Source organism: Bradyrhizobium sp. 1200_D9_N1_1, assembly GCF_052075915.1.
GTDB classification, from domain to species: domain Bacteria; phylum Pseudomonadota; class Alphaproteobacteria; order Rhizobiales; family Xanthobacteraceae; genus Bradyrhizobium; species Bradyrhizobium diazoefficiens.
The window spans coordinates 8597250-8621088 of record NZ_CP197226.1; the positions used below are offsets into that span (position 1 = coordinate 8597250).

The window sequence follows — 23839 nt, forward strand, 5'->3', positions numbered from 1 at the left end:
TCCAGACGGGCTTGGCGGCACAAACGGGATCGCAACCAATTTGCGGTTCGATGGTTGTTGAGCGGAACCTTTCCGCGGTCCCCTGGCCTATGAGCCTCACGATGCGCCTCTGCCGACCGGCCCTCGCGGCAGCCTTCGTTGTCCTCGCAAGCCCTTGTTTTGCTGAGTCTTCCAGGCCGATTCCCGTCAACAATCAGCCGGCGCAGCAGACCGCCTTCATCGATCTGCTGGCGCTGATGTCCGGCCACTGCAAGACGCTCAAGGTCGCGGGGCGTACCCTTGCCTGCAAGACGGTGGCCTACGCCCATGGCGACACGGGCCGGGTCAATTTCGCCGTCGCTGTCGACGACCCCACTGATGCGAACCACGTCGTGTCGTTCTCCGGCGAGAACGGCAAGCGGGCCGACGACAACTCCTACGAGCTGCCGATCGACCGCATGCTGCTCAACTCCAAGGACCGGCCCAAGGTCGACGGCCTGCCGGTGCCGGCGGAGCAGACCTCCACCGGAATCTGCCGCCAGACCGGCAATTTCGCCGCCCGGAAGGTGACCGATGTTACCTGCTCCGCAACCGACAGCGAGGGCCGGAAGTACGAACTCCTGTTCGTCTCAGACGGCACGCCGGTAAGCGTGCGCCGCATCAGGCAATCGTCGCCGTCGATCCAGGATCCGTTCAAGTAGCGGCCCCTTGTGTCGCCCTGCTTGTCACCGGGGTGAGCACGCATCCTCCCGTTGAAACTCCAGGTCAGGCGGTTATGCTCTCGCGTGCATCCTCATTGAGGAGACCCGATTGCATCCAGAGGCGAGGCCGAGAGTCCGGCAATGCGTGTGATCCGCGGGCTCGCGCGCATCCTGATCGCCTGCTTGTTCGCTGGCCTCTCGCGTGAATGCGTCGCAGCCGACGGCCCCCAGCAGCGTTCGGTCCTGGTTCTGGAAGAAGCCGATTTTCGCTCGCCCTTTTATTCGGAGATCTTTGCCGGAATCCGCACCGCCGCGAAGCAGAACGGGAAGAGCAACACGGTGATCTACGGCGAAAGCCTCGATCTCGCCCGCTTCCCGGGACCGGACTATGAATTGAGCCTGGTCGGTCACCTCAAGACCAAATATGCGCAGCGGCCGATCGACGTCATCGTTTCGATCGGCGTCGCATCGGCGAAATTCCTTCAGAAGCGGAAGCAGGACATCTGGCCCGCCGCGCCCGTGGTATACGGCTTCGTTCCCGACCTGCCTGAGACGCGCGCGCTGTTCCTGCCCGATACGACGGCCGTCTTCGCCAGAGTGAGGCCGACACACCTCCTGACCGCAGCGCGCGCAATCGTTCCCGACCTGACCCGTGTCGTCCTGGTGGGCGAGGCCTGGAAGAATCCGCTGGTGTACGGACATTGGAAGCAGGACTTCGCGGCCGCAATGCCCGATCTCGAAGTCATCGATCTGTCCGGCGCGGTGCTGCGTGAGGTCCGCAGTCGCGTCGCTTCCCTGCCCGACCGCTCCGCGATCCTGACCTCGGCGATGTATTCCGACGGCGAAGGCACCTATTACGCCCCGGCCTCGGCGCTCGCACGCGTTGCCGAGAGTGCGAACCGCCCGATCATCATAACGTCCGATACGTTCCTCGGACGGTCGGGCGTGGGCGGCTTCCTGCTGCTGCCCGAAATCATCGGGCGGGAAGCCGGCGAAGTGGCGATGCGGATCCTCGACGGCGAAGCGCCCTCGAGCATCGCACCGTTCAGCGGAGACAACGTGAGGCCGATCTTCGACTGGCGGCAGCTGAAACGCTGGAATGTGGACGAAGCCAATCTGCCCCCCGGCAGCGAGGTGCGTTTCCGCCAACCGACCTTCTGGGAGCAGTATTACTGGCACTCCGCGATCATTGCAGGCGTGGTGCTGGTGCAGGCGCTGATGATCACCATTCTGCTGCGCGAGCGCCGTCTGCGCTTCATGGCCGAGGTCGAGGCGCGCCAGCGCATGTCGGAGCTCGCCCACATGAACCGCCGCGCGACCGCGGGAGAGATGTCCGTCTCGCTCGCACACGAGCTGAACCAGCCGCTCGCCGCCATTCTGATCAATGCCGAGACGGCCCAGCAGATATTACAGAGTCCGGCGCCCGACCTCGGCGAGATCAGGGACATCCTGAACCACATCCGCCGTGACGATCAGCGGGCCGCCGAAGTCATCGGCCGGCTGCGCTCGTTTCTGAAGCGAGACCCGACCGAACGGAGCGAGCTCGACCTCAATGCCACCGTCGGCGAGGTGTTTCGATTCCTCTCCGTGCAGGCCCTGACCCACGATGTTGAACTCGTCATGCAGCCGTCGTCCGCAGACATTCGGGTGAAAGGCGACAAGATTCAGCTCCAGCAGGCCATCCTCAATCTCGTCGTGAACGGCATGGAGGCTGTGGCCCATCTTCCGGACGAGCGGCGCCGCGTCGTCGGACGAACCAGTCTCACCGAGGGCAACCTCGCCCTTGTCTCCATCGCCGACAAGGGCGACGGCATCCTCGCGGAGAAAGTCGCCGAGATCTTCAAGCCGTTCTTCACGACCAAGGCGCAAGGCATGGGCATAGGCCTCTCGATCGCGCATACCATCGTCCAGGCGCATGGCGGCCGCATCTGGGCCGAAAACGTCCCGTCAGGGGGCGTCGTTTTTCACGTCAGCCTGCCGCTGGCAGCGCCGCGATAGGCGCCGTCGCGTGCGCCGGCGACGTCATCCCGGCGAAAGCCTCAAGCGAACGCCTTCTCCAGGGTCGCGAAGATCACCGCGAGCGACTTGTCGTGGCGGGTCACCGGCGGCACCGGGCGCTCGATCTTCATGAGCTGATAGACCGCCATCTGCGCCGCGCGCACCGAATATTCGACGGTGAACACGACGTCGTCGGGGATCTCGACGAACTGGCTGACGAAGGCAAGGTTGACCGAATTCCTGGGCACCGGCAGCGGCCGGTCGGTCACGTTGCGCGGCATGAACATGCTGGTGATGTAGGGCATGCGGCAGGGAATGCAGGTCGCAGTCTCGAACACGTCGCGATCGAAATTCAGGTGCCCGCACAGCTCGTTCAGGATGTCGGCGCCGCCGCACTCGGACATCGGCTTCCCGACGAAATTGCCGATGCGGTCCGGATGCAGCGCATAGCCCCAGAACACCTGAACGTCCTTCGGCTGGCCGGCGAAATGCGGCTGATGATACAGCACCGCCGACATCAACCAGTTGGAATCCCGGAACGTCACCAGCCCGCCGGTGCCGGCCCTGTTGCCCGAGAACGCCTCCATCTTGTCGAAGAAGCGCGGATCGCGGCAGGTGACGGTGAAGGACAGCCAGTACGATTCCGGGATCGAGCTGTTGAACGCGGACGGATTGCCGAATTCGGGACGTCCTTGCGCGATCGTCTCCCACAGCGCCCAGCCCTGGCTGTCGGCCTTGGTCAGGTGCGGCGGCGGCTCGGTCATGGAGCCCAGGCTCGAGGCGTCCGTCATCGAGCCGTTCTGGAAGAACACGAGATCGCCGTCCTCGATGCGGACGTTGGCGGTGCGGCCGTCGCGATCGAGCACCAGCTGGCGGACGCGCACGCGTCCGCCCTCGTCTTCGAGCGTCATGTCGGTGACGGCCGTGCCGCGCACGAACTGCACGCCTTGCCGCTTCAGCCAGTCGGCAAGCGGCTGTACGATCGCGTCATACTGGTTGTAGACGGTACGCTTGACCCCGGCGAGGGTTTCGATGCGCGGGAATTCGCTCATGAAGCGGTGCAGATAGCGCCTCAGCTCGACCGCGCTGTGCCAGGGCTGGAAGGCGAAAGTGGTCTGCCACATGTACCAGAAATTGGACTCGAAGAATTTTGGCGACAGCCAGTCGGTGATGCGGCTGTTGCCGAGCGTCTCCTCCGAGGCCTCGGTGAGCCGCAGCAGCTCGAGCCGGTCGCGCCCGGAAAAGCCCATGTGGGAGACGTCGATCTTGAAGCGGTTGCGGTCAACCAGCCGCGCCCGCGAATGCGCCGGGTTCTCCTCGTTGAACGCGACGGTCTCGTCGCGCACGCTCAGGCCCGGACGCTCGAGCGAGGGGATGCTCGACAGCAGGTCCCAGGTGCATTCGTAATGGTCGGTAGTGAGCATGCGTCCGCCGCGCAGCGAATAGGCGCCGTTCGCGAGCAGTGCGCCGTCGAGACTGCCGCCGACCAGCGGCTGCGCCTCGTAAATCACGATGTCGCGCCCCGGCAGCTGCGCGTCGCGAACCAGGAACGCCGCGCCCGCGAGCGATCCGATGCCACCACCGATGAAATACGCCTTCATGACTTGCCTCGATTGCAATTCGAACTTTCGGGGCGACATTGCATGAGGGCCAGCGAGCGAAGTTGCGCTGGATCAAGCGCGATGGACAGGGCGTTCAAGAGGAAGTGAGCGCTTTCTTCTCCCTCTCCCCGTTCTTACGGGGGAGAGGGTTGGGGTGAGGGGCTGCTTCCGCGAAAAACGGTAGGAGTTGGACTCGCGGAGACTCCCCCTCACCCGCCGCGCGTTCCGCGCGTCGGCCTCTCCCCGCAAGCGGGGAGAGGCGACGTCACTGCGCCTTCACCGTCGCCGCCGGCTTCTTCGCGTAGATCTGCGCGATCTCCTCGGCGAAGCGGTGTTCGAGCGCGGGGCGCTTGTTCTTCAGCGTCGGCGTGAGCAGGCCGCTAGCAATGGTCCAGGGGTCCAGCGTCCACCATACCGCGCGCGGCGTCGCGTAGGACGGATAGGCCTTCACGGCCGCTGCGATTCGCGCAAGCAGCGCGGCCCGCTCCGCCGCACCGCCTTGCTTGCCGCTCGCAGCCAACCTTTCCTTCTCCTGCACCCAGGCCTTGGCGTTGAGCACAACCAGCGCGGCGAGGAACGGACGCTGCTCGCCGACCACCAGCGCCTGCTCGAACAGGGGATCGGCCAGGATCGCGGTCTCGAGATCGACCGGCGCGATCTTCTCGCCGGTGGACGTCACGAGGATATCCTTGATGCGGCCGGTGATGGTGATGCGCCCGTTCTCGATGCGGGCCTGGTCGCCGGTGTGCAGCCAGCCATCGGCCTCCTTCACGCGGCGCGTCTCCTCGGGCTTGTGCCAGTAGCCTAGCATCACGCTTGGGCCACGCACCAGCAGCTCGTCGTTCTCACCCAGCCTGGCCTCGACGCCGTCGAGCACATGGCCGACCGAGCGCGGATCGTTGTCCTCGGGGGTGTTGACCGAGACCACCGGCGAGGTCTCGGTCATGCCGTAGCCCTGGAGAATGTCGAGCCCGAGTGCGAGAAACAGACGAATGACGGGCTCGGCGATCGGCGCGCCGCCGGAAACCGCGACGCGCAACCGGCCGCCGAGCTGCGCCAGCACCTTGTCGGCGACGAGCTGCTTCAGCAGCGGCCAGGCCAGCCGGTCGAGCAGCGACAGTGCGCCGCGTCCCTGCCGCGCGTCGAACCGCCGGCCGCCGACGGCAATCGTGAGATCGAGCAGCGCCCGCTCGATGCTTCCGGCCGATGCGCGGTGCTGCATGATCAGCGCGTAGACGCGCTCGTAGATCCGCGGCACCGAGACCAGCACCGTCGGCCGCACATGCTTGAGGTCGTCCCCGAGTTGCGGCACCGAGCGCGCATAGGCGACGCAGGCCCCGGCCGCGATCGGATAGTAATAGCCGCCGGTGCGCTCGAACGTGTGCGAGAGCGGCAGGAAGGACAGAAAGACGTCGTCGGGCGACGCCGCGATGCGATGCGCGATCGCCTTCACATTGGCGACAACGTTGTCATGCGACAGCATCACGCCCTTCGGCCGCCCGGTCGTGCCCGAGGTGTAGACGATGGCGGCAAGATCGTCCGGCGCCACCGCGACGTCGGACAATGGCGCGGTCGCGCCAGGCGCGGACGCAAGCCACTGGTCGAGCGCGACGATGCGTGCATCGGCCGGCACCGGTCCGGTCATGTCGGCACAGACGATGCGCTTGAGCGCATCAAGCGGCTGGCCGGTGGCCACGATCGCCTGCCAGCGCGCCAGCGTATCGACGAACAGCAGTAGCGCGCCGGAATCGGCGAGGATGTAGGCGATGCTGTCGGGGTTGTCGACGGCATGCATTGGCACCGGCACGAGACCGCGCGACAGCGACGCCTGGTCCATCGCGATATGCGCAATGCCGTTCGGCATCAGGATGGCGACGCGCTCGCCCGGCGAAAAATTCTCCGCGGCCAGCGCCTGCCGCCACAGCTCGAATTCCGCGTCGATCTCGTGCCAGGACTGGCTGACCCAGCGCCCGGCATGCGCGTCGAAATGGCGATAGGCTTCTGCCGCCGGCGTCGCCTCGACGCGCCAGCGCAGCAGCTCAGGCAGTGTCTTCACGTCGGCGAGCGTCTGCGGTTGACTGATCGGCCCCGGCATGGCGTCCTTTCCTTCAGCCTCGATTCCCATGAATCTGGGGGCTCGACACTAGGCCGGCCAGCCCTCGCCGCCTTGATCCTCAGCAAGGCGGCCATGCTTCGGAGCGATCCATGACGCGCGACCTGCTGTTTCTGCTGCGCCCGGGGTTCGAGGACCCGGCCTATCCGGGCCGGCGCTTCTATTGCTGGCATTGCGCGCTGATGGAGGGCGTGCTCGCTTCGTTTCCGGCGCTCGCCGAAAAGCTCGACGTCGAGCGCATCGCGTGGCCGCAGCCGCGGCAGGCCGTGATCGCGCTGGTCGGGGAGGAGAACCAGTCGCTGCCGCTGCTCGTGCTGGCAGACGGCGCGACATCGCGGCACCAGACCGGCAGCCACCGCGGCCGCGCCTTCGTCGCCGACAAGGACGCAATCCTCGCCGCGCTCTCCGAACGCCACGGCTTTCCCGATCCGCATCCGTAGGAACGTCGACGTAGCCCGGATGGAGCGCAGCGCAATCCCGGCCACGGACCTGCAATGACGTCGCGAAACGAGGGAAGATTGGCATTGCGCTTCCCCGATCGCCTCGCATATTCGGCCCGACAAGCCGTCCGAAAGGTCCGATCATGCCGCACCCCCTCCCCGCCCTCATCGTCATCGACGTCCAGCGCGCGTTCGACGAATGGGAGGCGGCGGGCAAGCGCCGCAACAATCCGGACGCGGTGGCCCGCATCGTCGATCTGCTCGCGGCGTTCCGGGCAAACGGTGCGCCGATCTTTCATATCCGCCACGAGGGCACGAAGCCAAATTCGTCGTTTCTGCCATCGCGCTCCGGCTACGCCGTCAAGGACGAGGCGCGCGAACAGGATGGCGAGCCTGTGATCGTCAAGCGCGTCAACAGCGCCTTCATCGGCACGGACCTCGAGACGCGCCTGCGCGCAAGCGGCATCACTACGCTCGTCATTTGCGGCGCCACCACCAACCATTGCGTGGAGACGACGACGCGGATGGCCGGCAATCTCGGCTTCGACACGCGGCTCGTGCGCGATGCCACCTGGACCTTCGACCGGATCGGACCCGATGGCGACGCACATTCCGCCGAGGAGATCCATGCGATGACGCTGTCGAATCTCAACGGCGAGTTCGCGCGCATCGTCACCGCGGGCGAGGTGATCGCATCATTCGCGGCGAAGTGATGGCAGCAGTGCGATCAATGCCGGCGATGCGACAATAAATCTCACGCCGCGCGATCATCCGCGCCGAATCGGACAGCACGTGCTGCGTCGTTTCGACGCCCGCACTAGCCGGAACGCAACCAGCGCCCATGTGTTGTCACACGACATTCAACTGGAGTGATGACATGAAGTATCTCATTGTCGCGATGGCCGTCGGTGCCGCGGCGCTTGCCGGCGGATCGGCGGCGAACGCGGCCAACACCACAAGCGCGAAGCAAAGCGCGCGGGGAGGCCAGCCGACCGACATCAGCGCGCAGCACAGGCACCACCATCATGGCTATCGCCATCATCAATGGCGCCATCACCACCATGGCTACTATCGTCCGCACTACCGGAGCTACGGCTATTACCCGCGGCACCACGGTTACTACGGCGGCGGACCGTACGGATATTACGGTGGCGGCGGTCCGGGCGTGACCTTCAGCTTCGGCGGCAACCGCTGGTAAACCGGCGGTCGCCTGCGAACGAAAGGCCCGCGACCACGCGGGCCTTTTTTCATCCCCGCAAGATCATCCCCGCCGTCTCCAGCCCGCTCGCCAGCGCCGCCTCGACCGTGCCCATGTCGCGGCCGCGATACAGCGCTTCGCCGGAGAACAGCACCGCTCCGTCGGCGCGCGCGAGCATGGCTTGCGCCGCGCGCGTGCGCGGCGTGGCCCAGGAATAGGCGCCGCGGGCGAACGGATCCTGCCCCCAATTGGTCGCCGCAGCCGCGACGAGGTCGCGCGCGACGTCTTCGCGCGACAGGCCGAAGATGGTGGCGAGCGAACCAAGCCCGGCCTCGATCAACGCCTGCGGATCGAGGTCTTGCAGCTCCGCCGTCCGCGGGCCGCCGAACCAGCCGGTGAGCACGGGATGCTGCTCCGGATGGCGCGTCCACCACACCGGGATGGTCCGGTCCGACAGCAGGAAGGTCATATCCGCAAGATCCGGGTTTCGCTCGCGCCACCATGGCCGCGCAAACCGCAGCAGAATCTTGACGACGTTGCCGAAGCCGATGTCGTCGGCAGCCGCCGCCTTCGCGCGCACGCTCGCCGGAAGCGCGATCTCGCGCAGCAGCGGCAGCGGCACCGTGAGGATCACGCGGTCGCAGCGATGCACCTCGCCGCCGGCACCGCGAACGACCACCGCGCCGCCCTCGTCCTCGATCGCCGACACCACGCAGCCGAGGCGGACCGCCGCGCCATGCCTGCGGCACTCGGCGGCGAGAAAATCGATCAGCGCGCCATAGCCGCCATTGATGCGCGCCTGCGTGTGGAGCCCGCCGTCCATCCATTCCTCGCGCAGCGCCAGCGTGGAGGCGCGCTCGGGATCTGCGGCATCGTAGCCCTCGACCATCCGCTCGATCGAATAGCGCAGCCCGTCATACTCTGGTCCGGCAAAATGACGGCGCAGGAAATCGGCGACGGTGAGGTCGTCCTTCAAATTCCCGAGCACGGCATGCAGCTCCGCCTCGTGCGGATCATGGCGATCCTCACGCGAAAAATGTGCACCGTCAAATCTCCATAGCGTGCCTTCGATCTCCTGAAGGGACAGCCCCGCCTCGCGCAGCAGGGCGCGTGTCACCGGGGCATCGCCATGGACGAATTCGGCGCCGCCATCGGCGGGGTAGCCGAACTCCGCCGCCGGCAGCGGGTGGATGCGCCCGCCGCAGCGGTCGCGTGCTTCCAGGACCGTCGCCTTCTTGCCCGCGCGCGCGAGCTCGCGCCCCGCCATCAGGCCAGCCGCGCCGGCACCGACGATGACGATATGCTGTGGTTTGTCCGACATGCCGGTGCTTTTACTTACCCACGGCCTGCGGATCGTTCTTGATCAGGTAGCGCAGCAGCAGGACACCGCTGCCGAGCTCCCGCACCCCCTCCAGCGTCATCGCGGCGAGGGGCGCGCGCTTGTCGCTGTCGGCTTCCGTCGAAGAGAACACGAAGGGCGCGCCGCTTGCGCCATCCACCGCGGGGCTGAGGATGAGATTGAATTCGTCGATGAGACCGGCGCGCAGGAACGCGCCATTGGCGACGCCGCCGCCCTCCACCAGCAGCCGCTTCACCCCCAACTCGTGATTGAGGATGTCGAGCGCCAGCGCCAGGTCGATCTCGGACTTGCCGGCGAAGATATAGGACACGCCCTCGCCGCGCAGGCCTGCAAGATGCGAATCCGGCACGCCCTCGGTCAGCACCACGACGATCGGATCGCCGCCGATATCGGAGCGGCCCCAGCCGATCTTGCCCTGCGCGTCGAGCACGACGCCGTAGGTTTTTGCATCACGCCGCGCAAACCACGGCTCCCGCGGAAACGTCCCGGCCGTTCCGGCGGGATAGGGCTTGCCCTTGGCGAACTCCGAGCCGGTGACGCGGCCGATCACCCAGGCATCGCCGCCGAGCTCGTCATGGATCTTCTCGAACCAGTCCGTGCCCGCGCCCTTCGGACGCCAACGGCTGGGGTGCGTGCGGCCGTCCAGGCTGGAATGCATCAGACAGATGACGTAGGGCTTCATGCAAATCTCCGGACCGCGCTCAACCCGCCGTTCCGCTGCCGCCGCTCTTGGCGCGATCGTTGACGATCACCGCGAGCGGATTGAGCTTTGGCGGCGCGACGAGCTGGAGCGTGTTGGTGTCGTGATGATTGAACGGCGCGCCGCGGACGAACAACTCGGTCTGGATCAGGTAGGTCCAGCTTCCGTCGTCGTTGAAGGTGATGTCGCAGCGGTAAGCGTCGGTGCGGAAGGCCTGTTCCAGGAAGTCGGTCGAGCAGATCCCGTAAGCGGTGTCGCCGCGCTTCGCCGTGACCGAAATTTTCCTGTCATCAGGTCCGGCCTTGCCCGAGGCGAGCAGCACCTGCCCGCGCGGGATCGCCAGCGTCTGCATGATCAGCCCGGTCGCGGGCTCCCACAGCCAGTAGCCCACCTGGTCGTGGAAGGTGATGTCCTCCTCGGGCGTGTTGATGTGGATGTGATAACGCAGGCCGTAGAACAGCTGCGGGCCGTTGGCCTGCGGATCGATCGGGTCCATCCGAATGCGCTCGATGAAGGTCCGCCGCTCCGGTCCTTCGGCCTTCGGGTTGACGTCGATCCCCTTGTCGGCCTGCCAACTGCCTGCGAGACGGCGCAGCGGGCCGAGATTGGCGAGACCGTCGGGCGAGACGTTCTCGGGCTCGGTGAAGATGTCGGCGGGAAGGGGAAGCATGAGTGTCCTCGCGGGAAGTTGCGGGGAGCAGCAATAGCACGGAGACGGCAACGTGGCTCGTGCTCAAGCCTCACAATCGCGAATGGACATCCGCGCCACACGCAGACGATCGGTGGGCTTCAAGGGAGTTCGCGGAGGAAAATACGAAGCGCGGTCTCAATGGCTTGAACCGCGAAGCGGAGCCGAACCGATTGGGTTCGGCTCCGTCGCGAGGACGTCTAGTGGCGGTGGTCGCGGACCTCCGGTTGATTGCGGTGGTCGCGAACGATGGTCTGATTGCGGTGGTCGCGCACGACGGGCGGGTCGCGATGGTCGCGGACGATGGTCGTCGCGTTCGAGGGCGTCACCACATTTGCCAATGCGATCGCTGCGAGAGCCACAAGGATGTAATTGCGCATGAGTCTTGTCCTTTGCCTGGTGGCTCACTGCGAACCACCTGACAACAAGCTAGATTGACCGGCTCGAATGATATGTGCCGGCGATCACGTGATGATTGTCGATGCGCTGGCCGATTGCACTCCGCCTCGCGGGTTCAGCCGGCTTTCGTACCCGTGATGGCGGCAAGCGCCTCGACGAGCCGGTCGAGGTCGGCCTCCTCGGTGTAGAGCGCCGGCGTCACGCGGATGCATTGGCCCTTGGCGACGCCCGCCCGGCGAACCGTCAGGACCTTGTAGGCGTCCCTGAGCTTCGCCACGGTGGCGTCGTTGTCGACCTTGCTCGTCTTGCCGGCGAGGCGGAAGGACGTGATCGCACCATAGAGGCCAGCCTCATCCGGCGTCAGGATCTCGATGTCCTTGAAGCCGCGAACGCGGCTGACCCAGTAGTCGCGCAGGTAGCGCAGGCGGGCCTGTTTCGCCGCAGCGCCGATCTGCTGATGCAGTTCGACGGCCGCGGGCACCGTCAGCACCGTCGCGAAATTGACCGTGCCGGTGTGTACGCGCGAGCGGATGTCGGTCGCCGGAAAATCCTCGTCGCCGAGGTCGCGGTCGATGTCGGCGAGGCGGTCCTTCCTGATGTAGAGGAAGCCGACGCCGACCGGCGCGCCGATCCATTTGTGCAGGTTGAAGCCGACAAAATCGACCTCGAGCTCGCCCACCCTGAAGTCCATCTGTCCCCAGGAATGAGCGGCGTCGAGGATGACATCGACGCCCTTCGCCTTGGCCATGCGGGCGATCTCGGTAACCGGCATGACGAGGCCGGTGCGATGGCTGACATGGGTGAGGAGGAGCAGCCTGGCCTTCGGATTCGCCTCGAGGGCGCGGGCATAGGCGTCGAGCACGGCCTGCCGGGTGGCCGGCTCCGGCACGTCGAACTTGACCACGTCGACGCCGCGGCGCGCCCCAAGTGCGTTCATGGCATATTGCATCGAATCGTAGTCGAGGTCGGCGTAGAGCACGCTGTCGCCGGGCTTCAGCTTGTTGTATCCGCCGATGAGCAGCTGCAGCGCTTCGGTGGCGCCGCGGGTGAGCGCGATTTCCTCGGGCGCAGCTCCAACCGCCTCCGCCACCTTGGCCCGCACGGCCTCGAAATCCGCGCCCGCGCGCTGCCGCGCGTAATAGGTGTTCTGATAGTTGACCATGTCGGACAGGCGGATGAACTCGCGCCGCACGGGCTCGGCCATGATGCCCCAGAAGCCGTTCTCCAGATTGACGACATCGGGCGTCACGGCATAGAGCCCCTTCACGGCCGTCCAATAGGCCTTGTCGGTGGCGATTGCGGCCGCCGATCCAGTCGGCTGTGCCGGCAGGCTCTCGGCGGCAAGAGCCGGCGCCGCCAGCGGCGCGACAACTGCGGCCGCGAGGCCCTTCAGGATCGACCGGCGGTCGGAAGAAATTGTCTTGATCAGATGCATGTCCACCCTCTGCGCTGCGCGGCGAAAGGAGCAGCGATCAATGGAACACCGATGACAGGGCGGTGACAGTCTGATGATGCCGGACGTTGCCCCGGCAGGGAATACGATCTGGTTGGTCGCACACACCGGCCTCGTCAAAACGGAAAAGCCGCGCGCCCTGCTGGCAACTCACGCCCGCACCGATCTGCCTGGCTTGCTGCAACAACGGCGCACAACCGCAATCGTCAGGCGTTGTCAGGTCCAGGCCCATCGGCCTGTCCGCCGAGGCGATCATCGATGTAGCGCCGAAGCGCCGCGGCCGCGTTCAACATATGCGCCCGCATCCTGCGCGATGCGGTCTCGCCATCGCCTTCGGCGATCGCCTGCATGATGACGTCATGCTCGTCGCGGGACTTGCGAATGCGATCGCCATGCCGCAATTGCGTGCGGCGAAAAGCGCTGAGACGCGAGCGGACATCCTGCGCCTGCTCTGCCAGAAACGAGTTGTGCGTTGCCCGGTAGATGCATTCGTGGAATTCCCGGTTGAACGCGTCATAGGTATCGACGTCATTGGCCTCGACCATCTTCAGCGAGGCGTCATGCAGCTCGATCAAATGGCTGCGCTCGAGCGGGGTCATGCGATAGGTCGCGAGCCTGACGCACATCGCCTCCACCTCGGCACTGGTCTCGAACATGTCCATGATGCGCTCGGGCGTCATCCGCGCCACGACGAGGCCGCGCCGCCCCCGCACTTCGACCAGGCCGCTGACCACGAGCTGGCGAAGCGCCTCCCGCACCGGCGTGCGGGAGGCTCCGAAGCGATCGGCCAACAGCTGCTCTTCCAGGGCGGAACCGGCGACGAGCGCACCCGAGGCGATCTCGTCGGTGAGCGCGTTGCGAATGCGATCGGAGAGCAGCCCGCCATCGTCCTCGGCGTCGGCTGCGACTTTCAACAATCCTGCCATTCAGCCTCCCGTGATCGCGCGCACCGCGAAGTAAAGAACAGAGGGCGCGACCAGACACCCGAGCCCGGTGTGGAACGTCGCCGTCAGCGCACCGTAGGGCACCAGACGCCGGTCCGTCGCCGCCAGCCCTCCGGACACGCCGCTGACCGTTCCCATCAAGCCGCCAAACACCATTGCGCTGCGCGGATTGTTCAGACCGATCATCTTCGCCACGAAGGGCGTACCGATCATGACGATCACTGCCTTGAATACACCGGTCGCGATCGAGAGCGCAATAACCGGCGAGGATGCGCCGATCGCCGCCCCCGTGACCGGCCCCACGATGTAGGTCACCGCGCCGGCGCCGATCGTCGTCATCGAGATGGCATCGGTGTAACCGAATGCCGCGGCGACGAACACGCCCAGAATGAACGGGACGACAGTTCCGAGCCCAAGCGCGACCGCACCGATCGCCCCGGCCTTGCGCGCATGAACGACATCGACCTCGAAGGCGGTGGCGACGATGGCGAAGTCGCGCAGCATGGCTCCGCCCATCAGACCGATCCCGGTCAGCGCCGGCAGGTCGGCGACGCCCTTTTCACCGCCGGTGGCGAGGCCTCCGAAAAAGGCCAGCACGAGACCCAGCATGATCGCGATCGCCGAGCCGTGGATGCGTCCGAAGGTGAGGTATTTCGAGATCGCTCCGGAGACCCACATCAGGATGCCGACGGCCGCGAAAGCGGTGAGCAGCGAGTTTGCAGCTAGAATGTGCGATATCATGGTCATCCGATCCTCCCGGACTTGAAGTGGGGCACAGACGCCTCGAGCGCCTCTCGCGCCTCGATCTCGTCCATGGTCTCGACAGGGCCGCTGAGCCGGCCGATCAGGGCCACCATCACGAAACACACGGCGACTGCGCCGATCCCCGCGATGACGACGATGGGACCGCCTTTGGCCGCAGCGACGACGTTCTGCTGCGCCGCCATGGCGACCACGATCGGAATGTAGAAGCTGCCCCAGAACTCGACGCCGGTCTTGAGACCGTGGCTGAGCAGGCCGTGCCGCACCAGCCAGAGCCGGGCGGCGATCAGAAACATCATGGCAATGCCGACGCCGCCGACATTGGCCTTAACGCCGAGGGCGATGCCGAGCAGGTCCCCCAGCAAGACCCCCAGCAACGTGCAGATGGAGAGCAGCGCTACGCCGGAAACGGTCACGGGCGCCTCCCCTGAACGAACGGAGCCCCGGCCACGCGACTTGGACGCCTTGCATGCATTCGCATCTTAAATCTCCTCCTGTGTATGCGAATATCCATCGCTTATGAGTTTGCGTATACACTAATTGACATTAAGGCGCAATACGCATACATTAGATACAAATGAAGGCAACCTCGCATGCCAAGGAGCCGAGATGAGCAATTGGGGTATGCAAAAGGCCGCTCTGGGAGAGCGCCTGACGGCCGGCCGGCGGCACGCGAAGGGAAAGATCGTCCCGCTCCCGAGCCTGCCCGCGTTTCTCGCGGCCGTGATCCGATCAGGCGACCGGGTGTGCCTGGAGGGCGACAACCAGAAGCAGGCCGACATCCTCGCCGCGGCGCTTGCGAACCTCGACCCCGCTGAGATCAGCGACCTGCACATGGTGCAGTCCGGCGTGGTCCTGCCGGCCCATCTCGACATCTTCGAGAAGGGCATCGCGCGGCGGCTCGACTTTTCCTATTCGGGCCCGCAAGCGGCGCGCATTGCGCGCATGCTGTTCGGCCGCAAGATCGAGCTCGGCGCGGTCCATACCTATCTCGAGCTGTTCGCCCGCTACTTCATCGATCTCACGCCGAACGTCGCGCTGATCGCCGCAGTGAGCGCCGACAAGGACGGCAACCTCTATACGGGACCGAACACCGAAGACACGCCGACCGTCGTCGAGGCGACGAGTTACAAAAATGGTCTCGTGGTGGCGCAGGTCACCGAGATCGTCGACAAGGTGCCCCGCGTCGACATCCCCGGCGACCTCGTGCATTTCGTGGTCGAAGCCGGCAGGCCGTTCTATGTCGAGCCGCTCTTCACCCGCGACCCCGCCGCCATCACCGAGACCCAGATCCTGACGGCGATGCTCGCCATCAAGGGCATCTATGCGCCCTACGGCGTGCGCCGCCTCAATCACGGCATCGGCTTCAACACCGCCGCGATCGAGCTGTTGCTGCCGACCTATGGCGAGAAGCTCGGCCTCAAGGGCAAGGTCTGCACCCACTTCGCGCTCAACCCGCATCCAACCCTCATTCCGGCGATCGAATCCGGCTGGGTCGACCAGATCCACTGCTTCGGGTCGGAAGTCGGCATGGAGGACTATGTCGCGGCGCGCTCCGACATCTTCTTCACCGGCCCCGACGGCTCGCTGCGGTCCAATCGCGCCTTCTGCCAGACCGCCGGCCTCTATGCCTGCGACATGTTCATCGGATCGACGCTGCAGATCGATCTCGAGGGCCACAGCTCGACGGTGACGACGAACCGCATCGCCGGGTTCGGCGGCGCACCCAACATGGGATCCGATCCACATGGCCGCCGCCATCCGAGCGAACCCTGGCTCAAGGCCGGTGCCGAGGCGGACCCCCACTCCAACGCCGCGCTGCGCCGCGGCCGCAAGCTGGTGGTGCAGATCGGCGAGACCTTCGGCGAGCGCAATGCCCCGCTCTTCGTCGAGCGGCTCGATGCGCTCGAGCTGGCGCACGAGCTCAAGCTCGATCTGGCGCCGGTGATGGTCTACTCGGACGACGTGACCCACATCGTTACCGAGGAAGGCATCGCCAACCTCCTGATGTGCCGCAGCAAGGACGAGCGCGAGCAGGCGATCCGCGGCGTCGCCGGATACACCGATATCGGACGCGCGCGCGATGCGAAGCTGGTCGAGCAGCTCAGGCAACGGGGCGTGATCCAGCGCCCCGAGGATCTCGGCATCGATCCGCTCGACGCCGACCGCCGCCTGCTGGCGGCCCGCTCGATCAAGGACCTCATGCTGGCCTCCGGCGGCCTCTACCGTCCGCCCAGCCGCTTCCGCAACTGGTGAGGAGTTTCGCATGGAAAAACTCAGTTTCAGGCTGACCGCAGCCAGATCGGCCGGCGGCACCCGCGCGCAGGCGATCGTCGGCGTCGTCGCCTCCGGCAATCTCGAGGTCCTGCTGGAACGCGCCTCGCCGGCCGACATGTGCACGATCGACATCGCAACCGCAGCTCACGGCTTCGGCGCGGTGTGGGACGCCGTGGTCCGCGACTTCGTCGCCCGCCGCTCTGCCGGCGGCTTGCGCATCTCCATCAATGACGGCGGCGCCCGGCCCGACACGGTTGCGCTGCGCCTTGCGCAAGGCGTCCGCAAGATCGAGGAGCCGGAACGATGACACAGGCGGCAGCCAACACGGCTTCGCTGAGCTGGTACGAGGCGAGCGCCCGGCAGCGCATCGACGCGCTGGTCGATGCCGGCAGCTTTTCCGAATACATCGGCCCCGAGCTGCGCGAGATCAGCCCGCATCTTTCGATCTTCGACCTGCCGGAGCAGTTCGACGACGGCATCGTCATCGGCCGTGGCCGCCTGGAGGGGTCGCCGGTGCTCGTTGCCGCGCAGGAGGGACGCTTCATGGGCGGCGCCTTCGGCGAAGTCCACGGCGCCAAGCTCACCGGCCTCCTGCGCGCGGCGCGTACGCTCAAGCACGACGTGCTGATCCTGTTCGACACCGGCGGCGTGCGGCTTCAGGAAGCCAATGCCGGCGAGCTCGCGATCGCAGAGATCATGCGCGCGGTGGTCGAGGCACGCCGCGCCGGCATCAACGTCGTCGGCCTGATCGGCGGACGTGCCGGCTGCTATGGCGGCGGCAGCCTGATCGCCGGCACCTGCTCGCGCCTGATCGTGTCCGAGCAGGGGCGGATCAGCGTCAGCGGTCCCGAGGTGATAGAGACCAACAGAGGCATCGAGGAGTTCGACTCGCGCGATCGCGCGCTGGTCTGGCGCACCATGGGCGGCAAGCACCGCTATCTCATCGGCGGCGCCGACATGTTCGTCGACGACGAGGCGCTGGCGTTTCGCGAGGCCGCGATCGACGCGCTCAAGATCAAGCGTGGCTGCGACACCAGCGCTCTCGCAGCCGAGCAGGAGCGCCTGGAGCGGCGCCTGCTGCGTTTCGGTGAAGCCGAGGACGCCGTCCAAATCTGGCAGGCGCTTGGTATCGACGCGCCGACCGAGATCCCCGCGCTTCCGACCGACGCGTTTCTTCGCGCGGCAGACACAAGGGAGAACGCCGATGACGCCCGATGACATCCTGGCCGGCCTGTTCCCGAACGGCCGAAAGATCGAAACGACCGGCGCGATGATCGCGGGACAGGCGACCTTGCCTGACGGCGGGCCGATCCACGTGCTCGGCATCACGCAAGGACAGCCGCTCGGCGTGGACGAGGCGATCGCGCTCGCAGGGCGCGTGATCGAGATCATCAAATCCAACGATCGGGCGCCTATCCTGGTCCTGGTGGATTCCGCCAGCCAGCGCATGAGCAAGCGCGACGAACTGCTCGGCCTCAGCGAATATCTATCGCATCTCGCCAAGGCCCTGCTGCTGGCAGAGGCCGAGGGACACCGCACGGTCGGCCTGCTCTACGGCGGCAGCGCAGCCGGCGCGTTCATCGCCACCGCTCTTGCCACCGGCACGCTGGTGGCGCTTCCCGGCGCGCATCCCGCCGTGATGGATCTGCCCTCGATGGCGCGGGTCACCAAGCTTCCGATCGAGGTGCTGAAGGCCAAGGCGGAAGCGACACCCGTTTTCGCGCCCGGGCTCGACAACATGGTCCGCACCGGCGGCATTCACGTCGTCTGGGACGAAACTGCGCCCCTGGCGCCGCAGCTTGCGGCCGTGCTGGCGCAGCCTGCCGGACGGGACGAACGCAGCCGGCTCGGCGCGGAGCGGGGCGGACGCCGGAAGGCGGCCGAGATCGCCGATCGGGTCGTCGCACTCGCCGCGATATCGCAGCAGGGAGCGCAACATGGCTGAATCGCTCGCGCGTCACACCATGGTGAAGGCCTCGGCCGCCGGATGGGCTGCCGTGATGAGCCGCCATCCCGAACTCGCCAGCGAGCCGATCATCGACGGCTGGGCGCGCGCCGACCGCCCCCTCATCGTTCGCCGGCCGGCTTGCAGCGATGCCGCCGGCATGATTCCGCTCGGCCTGCCGCTGCCGCCCAGCCACGGCAAACGGCGCATCGCGTTCGCGCTCGCACCCGGCGACATCATCGCATCGGCTCCGCCGCCATCCTTGGCCGATGCGGCCGCCGCGGCACCTGCGCGCTGGCGGGAGACGATCGGCCTGCTGCTCCAGCTTCTGCCGGAGACCCGCACCTTCGGCAGCCTGGCCTGGCAGCACCTCACCGGCCTGCCCTATCTTTCCGACAGTTCGGACCTCGATCTGCTCTGGCCGCTGTCGTCGGCAAGGCAAACCGACACTCTGCCGTCGGACATCGGCCGGATTGCGAACCAGGCGCCGATGCGGCTGGACGGTGAGATCGTTGGTCGCGCGGGAGGGGTCCAATGGCGCGAGCTCATCGGTGCTGACGACGATGAAGTCCTCGTGAAAGGGCCCGCCGGCGTCATCAGCACGACGCGCGCCGCGTTTCTGACGGGGAATCTGTCGTGACCGTCGCGCTGAGATGGCAATCGACACCTGCCAACGCGCCCGATGCGGCGCAGCTCGGTGATCTGGCGTCGCTTTGCCTGAAGCTCGAAGTTGAAACCCATCCGAAACCGGGGCTCGTCAGCCATGTCGACAATGGCGCGCACAGCGACATGGACGCCGAGTTGCTGTGCCGCAGCGCCGATACCTTGAGGCCATTCCTCCGTGATCTGGCGCTTGCCGGAGCCGAAGGCGCCGGCATGAGCCGCTTGCGCGCGATCGGGGTCGCCGCCGAGCGCGCCATGCTCGCGGAAACCGGAGGCGTCAACACGCATCGCGGCGCGATCTTCGGACTGGGTCTGCTCTGCGCCGCGGCCGGATATCGCGGTGCGCTCGGCATTCGCAAATCGCTCGGCGATCTGGTGTCGCAGCGCTGGGGCGAAGACATCCTTTCGGGTCCGATATCCTTGCGCAGCCACGGCGCCATGGCCTCGCGGCGTTACGGTGCCGGCGGCGCCAGGGCGGAGGCGGCTTGCGGATTCCCATCGGTCTACGAGATCGCCCTGCCCGCGCTGCATGCTGCACGAGAGCTCGCTCGTTGCGATGAGGAAGCGGTCCGCGTTCAGACCTGCATGACGCTCATCGCCGATGTCACCGACACCAACCTCCTGCATCGCGGCGGAGCGGAGGGTTTGCGCTACGCCCAAGACAGCGCATCCGCATTTCTTGCCGCCGGAGGCGTTGGACGTCACGGTTGGCGCGAGCGAGCCATCGAGATTCATCAGGCATTCGTGGCACGCAATCTCAGTCCCGGCGGCTCCGCGGATCTGCTGGCCATGGCCCTCTTCGTCGACCGGCTGGACCCCTGATGCTTGCTCTGCTCTGCGGTGGACAAGGCACCCTCTCGGACAAGATCTTCGATCTGGCCGCCGGTCAGCCTGCCGCGGAGCCTGTTTTCGTCGCGGCAACCGCGCATCTTGGCGAGGATCCGCGGGAGTTCGTCCGGACGCACAGCGCAGACGAGCTGTCCGCAAACCATGTCAGCCAGATCCTGACTGTCACGTCGGCACTCGCGATCCATGCCTGCATTGCCGATCTCCTGACCGAACCTGCGGCCGTCACCGGCTACAGCGTCGGCGAGATGACCGCCTGGAGCATTGCAGGGATATGGACCGCCGATGAAGCCTTGCGATTGACGGCTGTTCGCGCGCGCCTGATGGATAGCGTCGCCGGCCCCGATGGCCGCCTCGGCTATGTCCGCGGGCTCGACCCGGCCGCGCTCGAACGCCTGCTCGGGAAGCATCGCTGCGAGATCGCGATCAGGAACCCCGATCGTCTCGTTGTCGTCGGAGGCGCCGAGCAGGACGTGATCGACCTCTGCGAGGAAGCGATACGACAAGGCGCCACGCGCACAGGTCTGCTCGCCGTGAGAATCGCCTCGCACACGCGGCAGCTCGAACAGGCCTGCCGCCCCCTTCAACTGGCGCTCGACGCCAGCACACGCTCCGCCATTGCAAGCCAGCGCGTCCTGCTCGCCGGAGGCGATGGCGAGCGCATCTTCTCCGCGAGCAACGCAACCGCAAAGCTCGCCCGGCAGGTGGCGCGCCCGATCGACTGGTCGGCGACGCTGGAAGCCCTTGCGGAGCTGGGCGTCAGCAGGGTGCTGGATCTCGGTCCGGGACACGCGCTCGCCGAGATGATGCAGGCCTTCCTTCCCTCCATTCGCTGCTACGCGGCGGACGGATTCCGCACGGTCGATGGCCTGCGAAACTGGATTGCGGCCGAATAGCCAATCGGCAGCGCGAGGCCGTTGGAATTACAGAATTGCTTTGGATATCGGGCTGTTGGAAGAGCCGGATGGTGCCCAGGGGCGGATTGCGCTGTCCGACACGGACTTCGTTGAAATGTAATAACAATTTCTAGCAGGCAATGGGGATGTTTACCAGTCGTGTTACACTGTTTCCTTGGTATGATCCACGCCTTAAGAGTCGCGGACCGATGGCCAATCAAACAATCCCGCCTGATGCAGAGAAGCTGAGCGTCACCCTCAAGCAGCTCACTCACCTGAAATCGGAAGTACTTCTTGGCGCGCCATACGCGTCGCGCGTCAGTTTCGGGCTACTTTTCCGTCTCGTCATGACGGACGACACAGTGCCTGTGCTTCGTCAGATCGATGCGCTGGAAGGCCGCAGACCCCTGTCAACGTCTAAGCAACCCGCGCCATTCAAACATCCGCCCTTAGCCCCATTTTGGCATGCACACTATTTCAGCTCTCGCCACACGCTCCGCAACATCGGCGAGAGATGGAACATCGCACGGGGGCCTGGCAACAACGACCTGAGCTCGGCCTTGAACGGGATCGCCGAGCAGCATGGTCATGATCCCGACAAGTGGCCGGGAGCTTTAGCGTACAGAGTATTCATACAAGGCATGACCGAACGCGCAAACGCCAACCGCCTTACGGGTGATTGGATCATCTTCGCCAAGGACCGCGGACAAAACTATTATCTTGACCTAGCCCAGCACGAGGAAGCAGAGGGGCCAATCAACTCCGCTGCACTGATGCAGAAGCTCAGAGCCAGTTCTGCGGCCGAATTTCCGTTCCTATTCCCTGACTAGCTTTGGAGTCGGGTCGCTCCTGGCCGTTTTGTCGAAGTATACGCTAGTGGTGTCGAATTTCGAAGACCTCGAAGCGGATGCCAATGCGGCGCTCAATTTCGTCAGCAAGCTGATCTCCAACGAGGCCGTCAAACACTTCGCATTGGTTCGCAAAGCTAAGGGGTTCCGCTTGATAGAATACAAACGCTCGCTGTGCGTCGGGAAACACGAAGGCGGATGACGCGAGTCCCTTTTGGCGGGGATACCAAGTCGTAAATCGATGTCTCTTCTCGCCGGTTGAACTGAGTATTGCGCTCCCATCTGGAGCCAAGAGCCTAGACTCAGCATCAAAGAACATTGTCGCGACGAATGGAAATCTGAAGGTGCCTCCGTCACTAAGCGCGACCGTGAAGAAATCGCCAACGCTCAGAACGCTTCGGTCCTCAAGCACGCATTGAAGGCGAGCTAGTTGGTCGTGGACAAGCGCCTGATCTCGGACGTCTGGGCCAATTATTGTTGCTTGCGCCGCGTCATCTCCAGACGTAGCACGGGAGCCCGATTGAAACCGCTCGAAGCCTACTGAATCTCCTATGAAAGCCACCCGCCGTTCATTTGCCCTGCCGTCGCGAACGTGGAAGAGCCGCCGGGGACCAGCAAATCCCACCAGATATTCGTTATCACTCTCGCGACTTGAGACTTGGAGGACTGAGATAACTGACTGAAAGCCCGTGCGGCCTCCTCGAATGTCCGCGATAGCAGCAGTCGCGATGTCCGGATCACCGGTGAAGGCGATCGCAACGTTGCTGGTGACAAACGTGATCTTTAGGCTGCCCCTTCTTATATCCGGTAGTGCTCGCTCTTGGCGTGGACTTTGAATCCGCGTGTCGGCCAACATGATTATCTGGTGAGGTGTTACCTTAGCGACAACTAGGGTCATCTTACATCCAAGCCAATTTCAGGGCTTACACAAGCGAAAAGCCTACCGTGGGGGCGGCAGCGAGACATCCCCCGTATGCCCGCCACCGGGCCTGGGGGGCTGAAGGGGTCGAACCGTCTTCAATCACGCAGGGCATACAGGCAGCAGGGCGGCGGAACGAACGCTCTGCGCCTCAAAGCCTCCGAAGCAAGTCGGCACCGAGGATGGATACCAGCGGCCCCCGCGCAGCGTCATTCATCTCGGGGCCATTCAGCTCGTTCGCTATGGCCTCCAGCGTCACCGCACTGCCTGCTCGAATATCTTCACCACTCCGCCCATAGCTTCAGGAAGTCGTTCTCTTCCCAAGGACAGCGCATATGCACCCTCAAGAGGACTCGCAATTTCTCCACACTGCTCGGCGCTCTTACATTGATTAGATTGAACTATGGTCCCCCCGTTCGCTTCTGTTGAGTACCATCGCTGCCGGATCAGGTTAACATTCCGCGCTAAGAACCATTGGTGCGGTACGTGAATGTCGGCCCTGTCGGACCGGATGGCGCAGCTGGTATTGTAGGACCAATTATGCCGATTTGAGAGGTTGCTCCGGCAGGCCCTGAAACACGAACCACAGGTTGATCCGATCCGCTTGCTTGCTTAGCAATCATGTCGCTCGGCCAATGCTTCTCATAAGTCGTTTTGATCTCCTGAGAGAAGCGCTTGAGCTCCTTCTCAATGAATTGCATAAGTTCAGTCCGATCGACCGCCGTGAGCTTGTCTTCAGGCTTGTCTGATCGAGAATACGACGGGTGAGCGATCTGCGCATTCAGCTTACCTAAAAGCGTCCTGCTCGGCCCTTCTTCAGAGCACGGCGTGAACGTTGACTTCGCAAAATGCTTGGCAGCGGCCGTATTTTCGCTTGGCGAATGATCGCCCGAAAAGAATTCAATCAATGACCGGGCATGGATAGCAAATGACTCAATCAGTGCGTTCAACACAGTTTGGCTGTACCAGAGGCATGTGGCACCATCAGCGAGCATCGCGTACGTCTGCCGCATCATCCGCACCTCGTACGGTATATGGTGGCCAATGACTTGGATCATGCCTTCGGTCGAATGATTCAATTTATCCGCGCTCATGAATTTTATGTCTCA

At 65.0% G+C, this 23839-nt stretch carries 26 protein-coding genes; 14 read left to right on the plus strand and 12 right to left on the minus strand.

Features of this window, described 5'->3' with window-relative positions:
* Positions 1 to 101: 101 nt before the first annotated feature.
* Positions 102 to 680 (plus strand): hypothetical protein, encoded by a 579-nt coding sequence (locus AB5K84_RS40635; protein ID WP_028173616.1) that lies wholly within the window; start codon positions 102 to 104, stop codon positions 678 to 680.
* Between the two features lie 141 nt (positions 681 to 821).
* Positions 822 to 2678 carry a sensor histidine kinase gene (locus AB5K84_RS40640; RefSeq protein WP_011084108.1) on the plus strand — a complete coding sequence of 619 codons (1857 nt, stop codon included), beginning with the start codon at positions 822 to 824 and terminating at the stop codon, positions 2676 to 2678.
* A 41-nt stretch (positions 2679 to 2719) separates the two neighbouring features.
* On the opposite strand, the gene AB5K84_RS40645 is transcribed toward AB5K84_RS40640, so the two are convergent.
* Both AB5K84_RS40645 and AB5K84_RS40650 read right to left on the minus strand, forming a co-directional pair.
* A complete protein-coding gene (locus tag AB5K84_RS40645; protein WP_011084107.1) occupies positions 2720 to 4318 on the minus strand; it encodes an oleate hydratase in 1599 nt (532 codons plus the stop codon).
* Positions 4319 to 4544: 226 nt separating this feature from the next.
* Positions 4545 to 6374: an AMP-dependent synthetase/ligase gene (locus AB5K84_RS40650; protein ID WP_051000241.1), complete on the minus strand. Its 1830-nt coding sequence runs from the start codon at positions 6372 to 6374 to the stop codon at positions 4545 to 4547.
* A gap of 110 nt (positions 6375 to 6484) precedes the next feature.
* On the opposite strand from AB5K84_RS40650, the gene AB5K84_RS40655 reads away from it, so the two are divergent.
* The 3 genes from AB5K84_RS40655 to AB5K84_RS40665 all read left to right on the plus strand — a co-directional run bounded on the left by AB5K84_RS40655 (position 6485) and on the right by AB5K84_RS40665 (position 8030).
* Positions 6485 to 6832: a DUF3088 domain-containing protein gene (locus tag AB5K84_RS40655; RefSeq protein WP_011084105.1), complete on the plus strand. Its 348-nt coding sequence runs from the start codon at positions 6485 to 6487 to the stop codon at positions 6830 to 6832.
* Between the two features lie 143 nt (positions 6833 to 6975).
* On the plus strand, positions 6976 to 7545 hold the full coding sequence (locus AB5K84_RS40660) for a cysteine hydrolase family protein (protein WP_011084104.1): 570 nt from the start codon (positions 6976 to 6978) through the stop codon (positions 7543 to 7545).
* 164 nt (positions 7546 to 7709) lie between these two features.
* Positions 7710 to 8030 (plus strand): hypothetical protein, encoded by a 321-nt coding sequence (locus tag AB5K84_RS40665; protein WP_028173622.1) that lies wholly within the window; start codon positions 7710 to 7712, stop codon positions 8028 to 8030.
* 49 nt (positions 8031 to 8079) lie between these two features.
* Here AB5K84_RS40665 and AB5K84_RS40670 read toward each other — a convergent pair whose 3' ends face one another.
* The 9 genes from AB5K84_RS40670 to madL form a co-directional block, all read right to left on the minus strand.
* Complete coding sequence (locus AB5K84_RS40670) at positions 8080 to 9351, minus strand: flavin monoamine oxidase family protein (protein WP_441232749.1); 1272 nt, start codon at positions 9349 to 9351, stop codon at positions 8080 to 8082.
* 10 nt (positions 9352 to 9361) lie between these two features.
* Entirely contained in the window at positions 9362 to 10072 is a 711-nt protein-coding gene (locus AB5K84_RS40675; protein ID WP_011084101.1) for a RibD family protein, read from the minus strand.
* A 19-nt stretch (positions 10073 to 10091) separates the two neighbouring features.
* Positions 10092 to 10760, minus strand: coding sequence for an FABP family protein (locus AB5K84_RS40680; protein ID WP_011084100.1), 669 nt, complete (start codon positions 10758 to 10760; stop codon positions 10092 to 10094).
* A 218-nt stretch (positions 10761 to 10978) separates the two neighbouring features.
* Positions 10979 to 11158, minus strand: coding sequence for a hypothetical protein (locus tag AB5K84_RS40685; protein WP_028173626.1), 180 nt, complete (start codon positions 11156 to 11158; stop codon positions 10979 to 10981).
* A gap of 134 nt (positions 11159 to 11292) precedes the next feature.
* Positions 11293 to 12612, minus strand: a complete 1320-nt coding sequence (locus tag AB5K84_RS40690) for an aminotransferase class V-fold PLP-dependent enzyme (RefSeq protein ID WP_038965326.1) — start codon at positions 12610 to 12612, stop codon at positions 11293 to 11295.
* Positions 12613 to 12649: 37 nt separating this feature from the next.
* Entirely contained in the window at positions 12650 to 12862 is a 213-nt protein-coding gene (locus AB5K84_RS40695; RefSeq protein WP_162494055.1) for a hypothetical protein, read from the minus strand.
* Positions 12837 to 13556, minus strand: a complete 720-nt coding sequence (locus tag AB5K84_RS40700; RefSeq protein ID WP_011084097.1) for a GntR family transcriptional regulator — start codon at positions 13554 to 13556, stop codon at positions 12837 to 12839. Before AB5K84_RS40700 ends, AB5K84_RS40695 begins: the two co-directional genes overlap by 26 nt.
* A complete protein-coding gene (gene madM / locus AB5K84_RS40705; protein ID WP_011084096.1) occupies positions 13557 to 14321 on the minus strand; it encodes a malonate transporter subunit MadM in 765 nt (254 codons plus the stop codon).
* Positions 14318 to 14752 (minus strand): malonate transporter subunit MadL, encoded by a 435-nt coding sequence (madL, locus tag AB5K84_RS40710; RefSeq protein ID WP_011084095.1) that lies wholly within the window; start codon positions 14750 to 14752, stop codon positions 14318 to 14320. The genes madM and madL overlap by 4 nt, the downstream gene beginning before the upstream one ends.
* 193 nt (positions 14753 to 14945) lie before the next feature.
* Between madL and mdcA the strand changes: the two genes are divergently transcribed.
* The 9 genes from mdcA to AB5K84_RS40755 all read left to right on the plus strand — a co-directional run bounded on the left by mdcA (position 14946) and on the right by AB5K84_RS40755 (position 22013).
* Positions 14946 to 16592: a malonate decarboxylase subunit alpha gene (gene mdcA / locus AB5K84_RS40715; protein ID WP_011084094.1), complete on the plus strand. Its 1647-nt coding sequence runs from the start codon at positions 14946 to 14948 to the stop codon at positions 16590 to 16592.
* A gap of 10 nt (positions 16593 to 16602) precedes the next feature.
* On the plus strand, positions 16603 to 16920 hold the full coding sequence (gene mdcC, locus AB5K84_RS40720; protein ID WP_028173631.1) for a malonate decarboxylase acyl carrier protein: 318 nt from the start codon (positions 16603 to 16605) through the stop codon (positions 16918 to 16920).
* On the plus strand, positions 16917 to 17831 hold the full coding sequence (locus tag AB5K84_RS40725) for a biotin-independent malonate decarboxylase subunit beta (RefSeq protein ID WP_011084093.1): 915 nt from the start codon (positions 16917 to 16919) through the stop codon (positions 17829 to 17831). Before mdcC ends, AB5K84_RS40725 begins: the two co-directional genes overlap by 4 nt.
* Positions 17818 to 18558 (plus strand): biotin-independent malonate decarboxylase subunit gamma, encoded by a 741-nt coding sequence (mdcE, locus tag AB5K84_RS40730; protein WP_011084092.1) that lies wholly within the window; start codon positions 17818 to 17820, stop codon positions 18556 to 18558. The genes AB5K84_RS40725 and mdcE overlap by 14 nt, the downstream gene beginning before the upstream one ends.
* The gene (mdcG, locus tag AB5K84_RS40735; RefSeq protein ID WP_011084091.1) at positions 18551 to 19198 is read left to right on the plus strand and encodes a malonate decarboxylase holo-[acyl-carrier-protein] synthase; all 648 of its coding nucleotides are present in this window, start codon (positions 18551 to 18553) and stop codon (positions 19196 to 19198) included. Before mdcE ends, mdcG begins: the two co-directional genes overlap by 8 nt.
* Positions 19195 to 20043 carry a triphosphoribosyl-dephospho-CoA synthase MdcB gene (mdcB, locus tag AB5K84_RS40740; RefSeq protein ID WP_011084090.1) on the plus strand — a complete coding sequence of 283 codons (849 nt, stop codon included), beginning with the start codon at positions 19195 to 19197 and terminating at the stop codon, positions 20041 to 20043. The genes mdcG and mdcB overlap by 4 nt, the downstream gene beginning before the upstream one ends.
* Complete coding sequence (locus AB5K84_RS40745) at positions 20043 to 20963, plus strand: acyltransferase domain-containing protein (RefSeq protein WP_011084089.1); 921 nt, start codon at positions 20043 to 20045, stop codon at positions 20961 to 20963. The genes mdcB and AB5K84_RS40745 overlap by 1 nt, the downstream gene beginning before the upstream one ends.
* Before the next feature lie 209 nt (positions 20964 to 21172).
* Positions 21173 to 21793 carry a hypothetical protein gene (locus AB5K84_RS40750; RefSeq protein WP_038965325.1) on the plus strand — a complete coding sequence of 207 codons (621 nt, stop codon included), beginning with the start codon at positions 21173 to 21175 and terminating at the stop codon, positions 21791 to 21793.
* 49 nt (positions 21794 to 21842) lie between these two features.
* A complete protein-coding gene (locus AB5K84_RS40755) occupies positions 21843 to 22013 on the plus strand; it encodes a hypothetical protein (protein WP_162494054.1) in 171 nt (56 codons plus the stop codon).
* A 1181-nt stretch (positions 22014 to 23194) separates the two neighbouring features.
* Here the strand turns inward: AB5K84_RS40755 and AB5K84_RS40760 are convergent.
* Entirely contained in the window at positions 23195 to 23824 is a 630-nt protein-coding gene (locus AB5K84_RS40760; protein ID WP_011084086.1) for a hypothetical protein, read from the minus strand.
* Between the last annotated feature and the right edge of the window lie 15 nt (positions 23825 to 23839).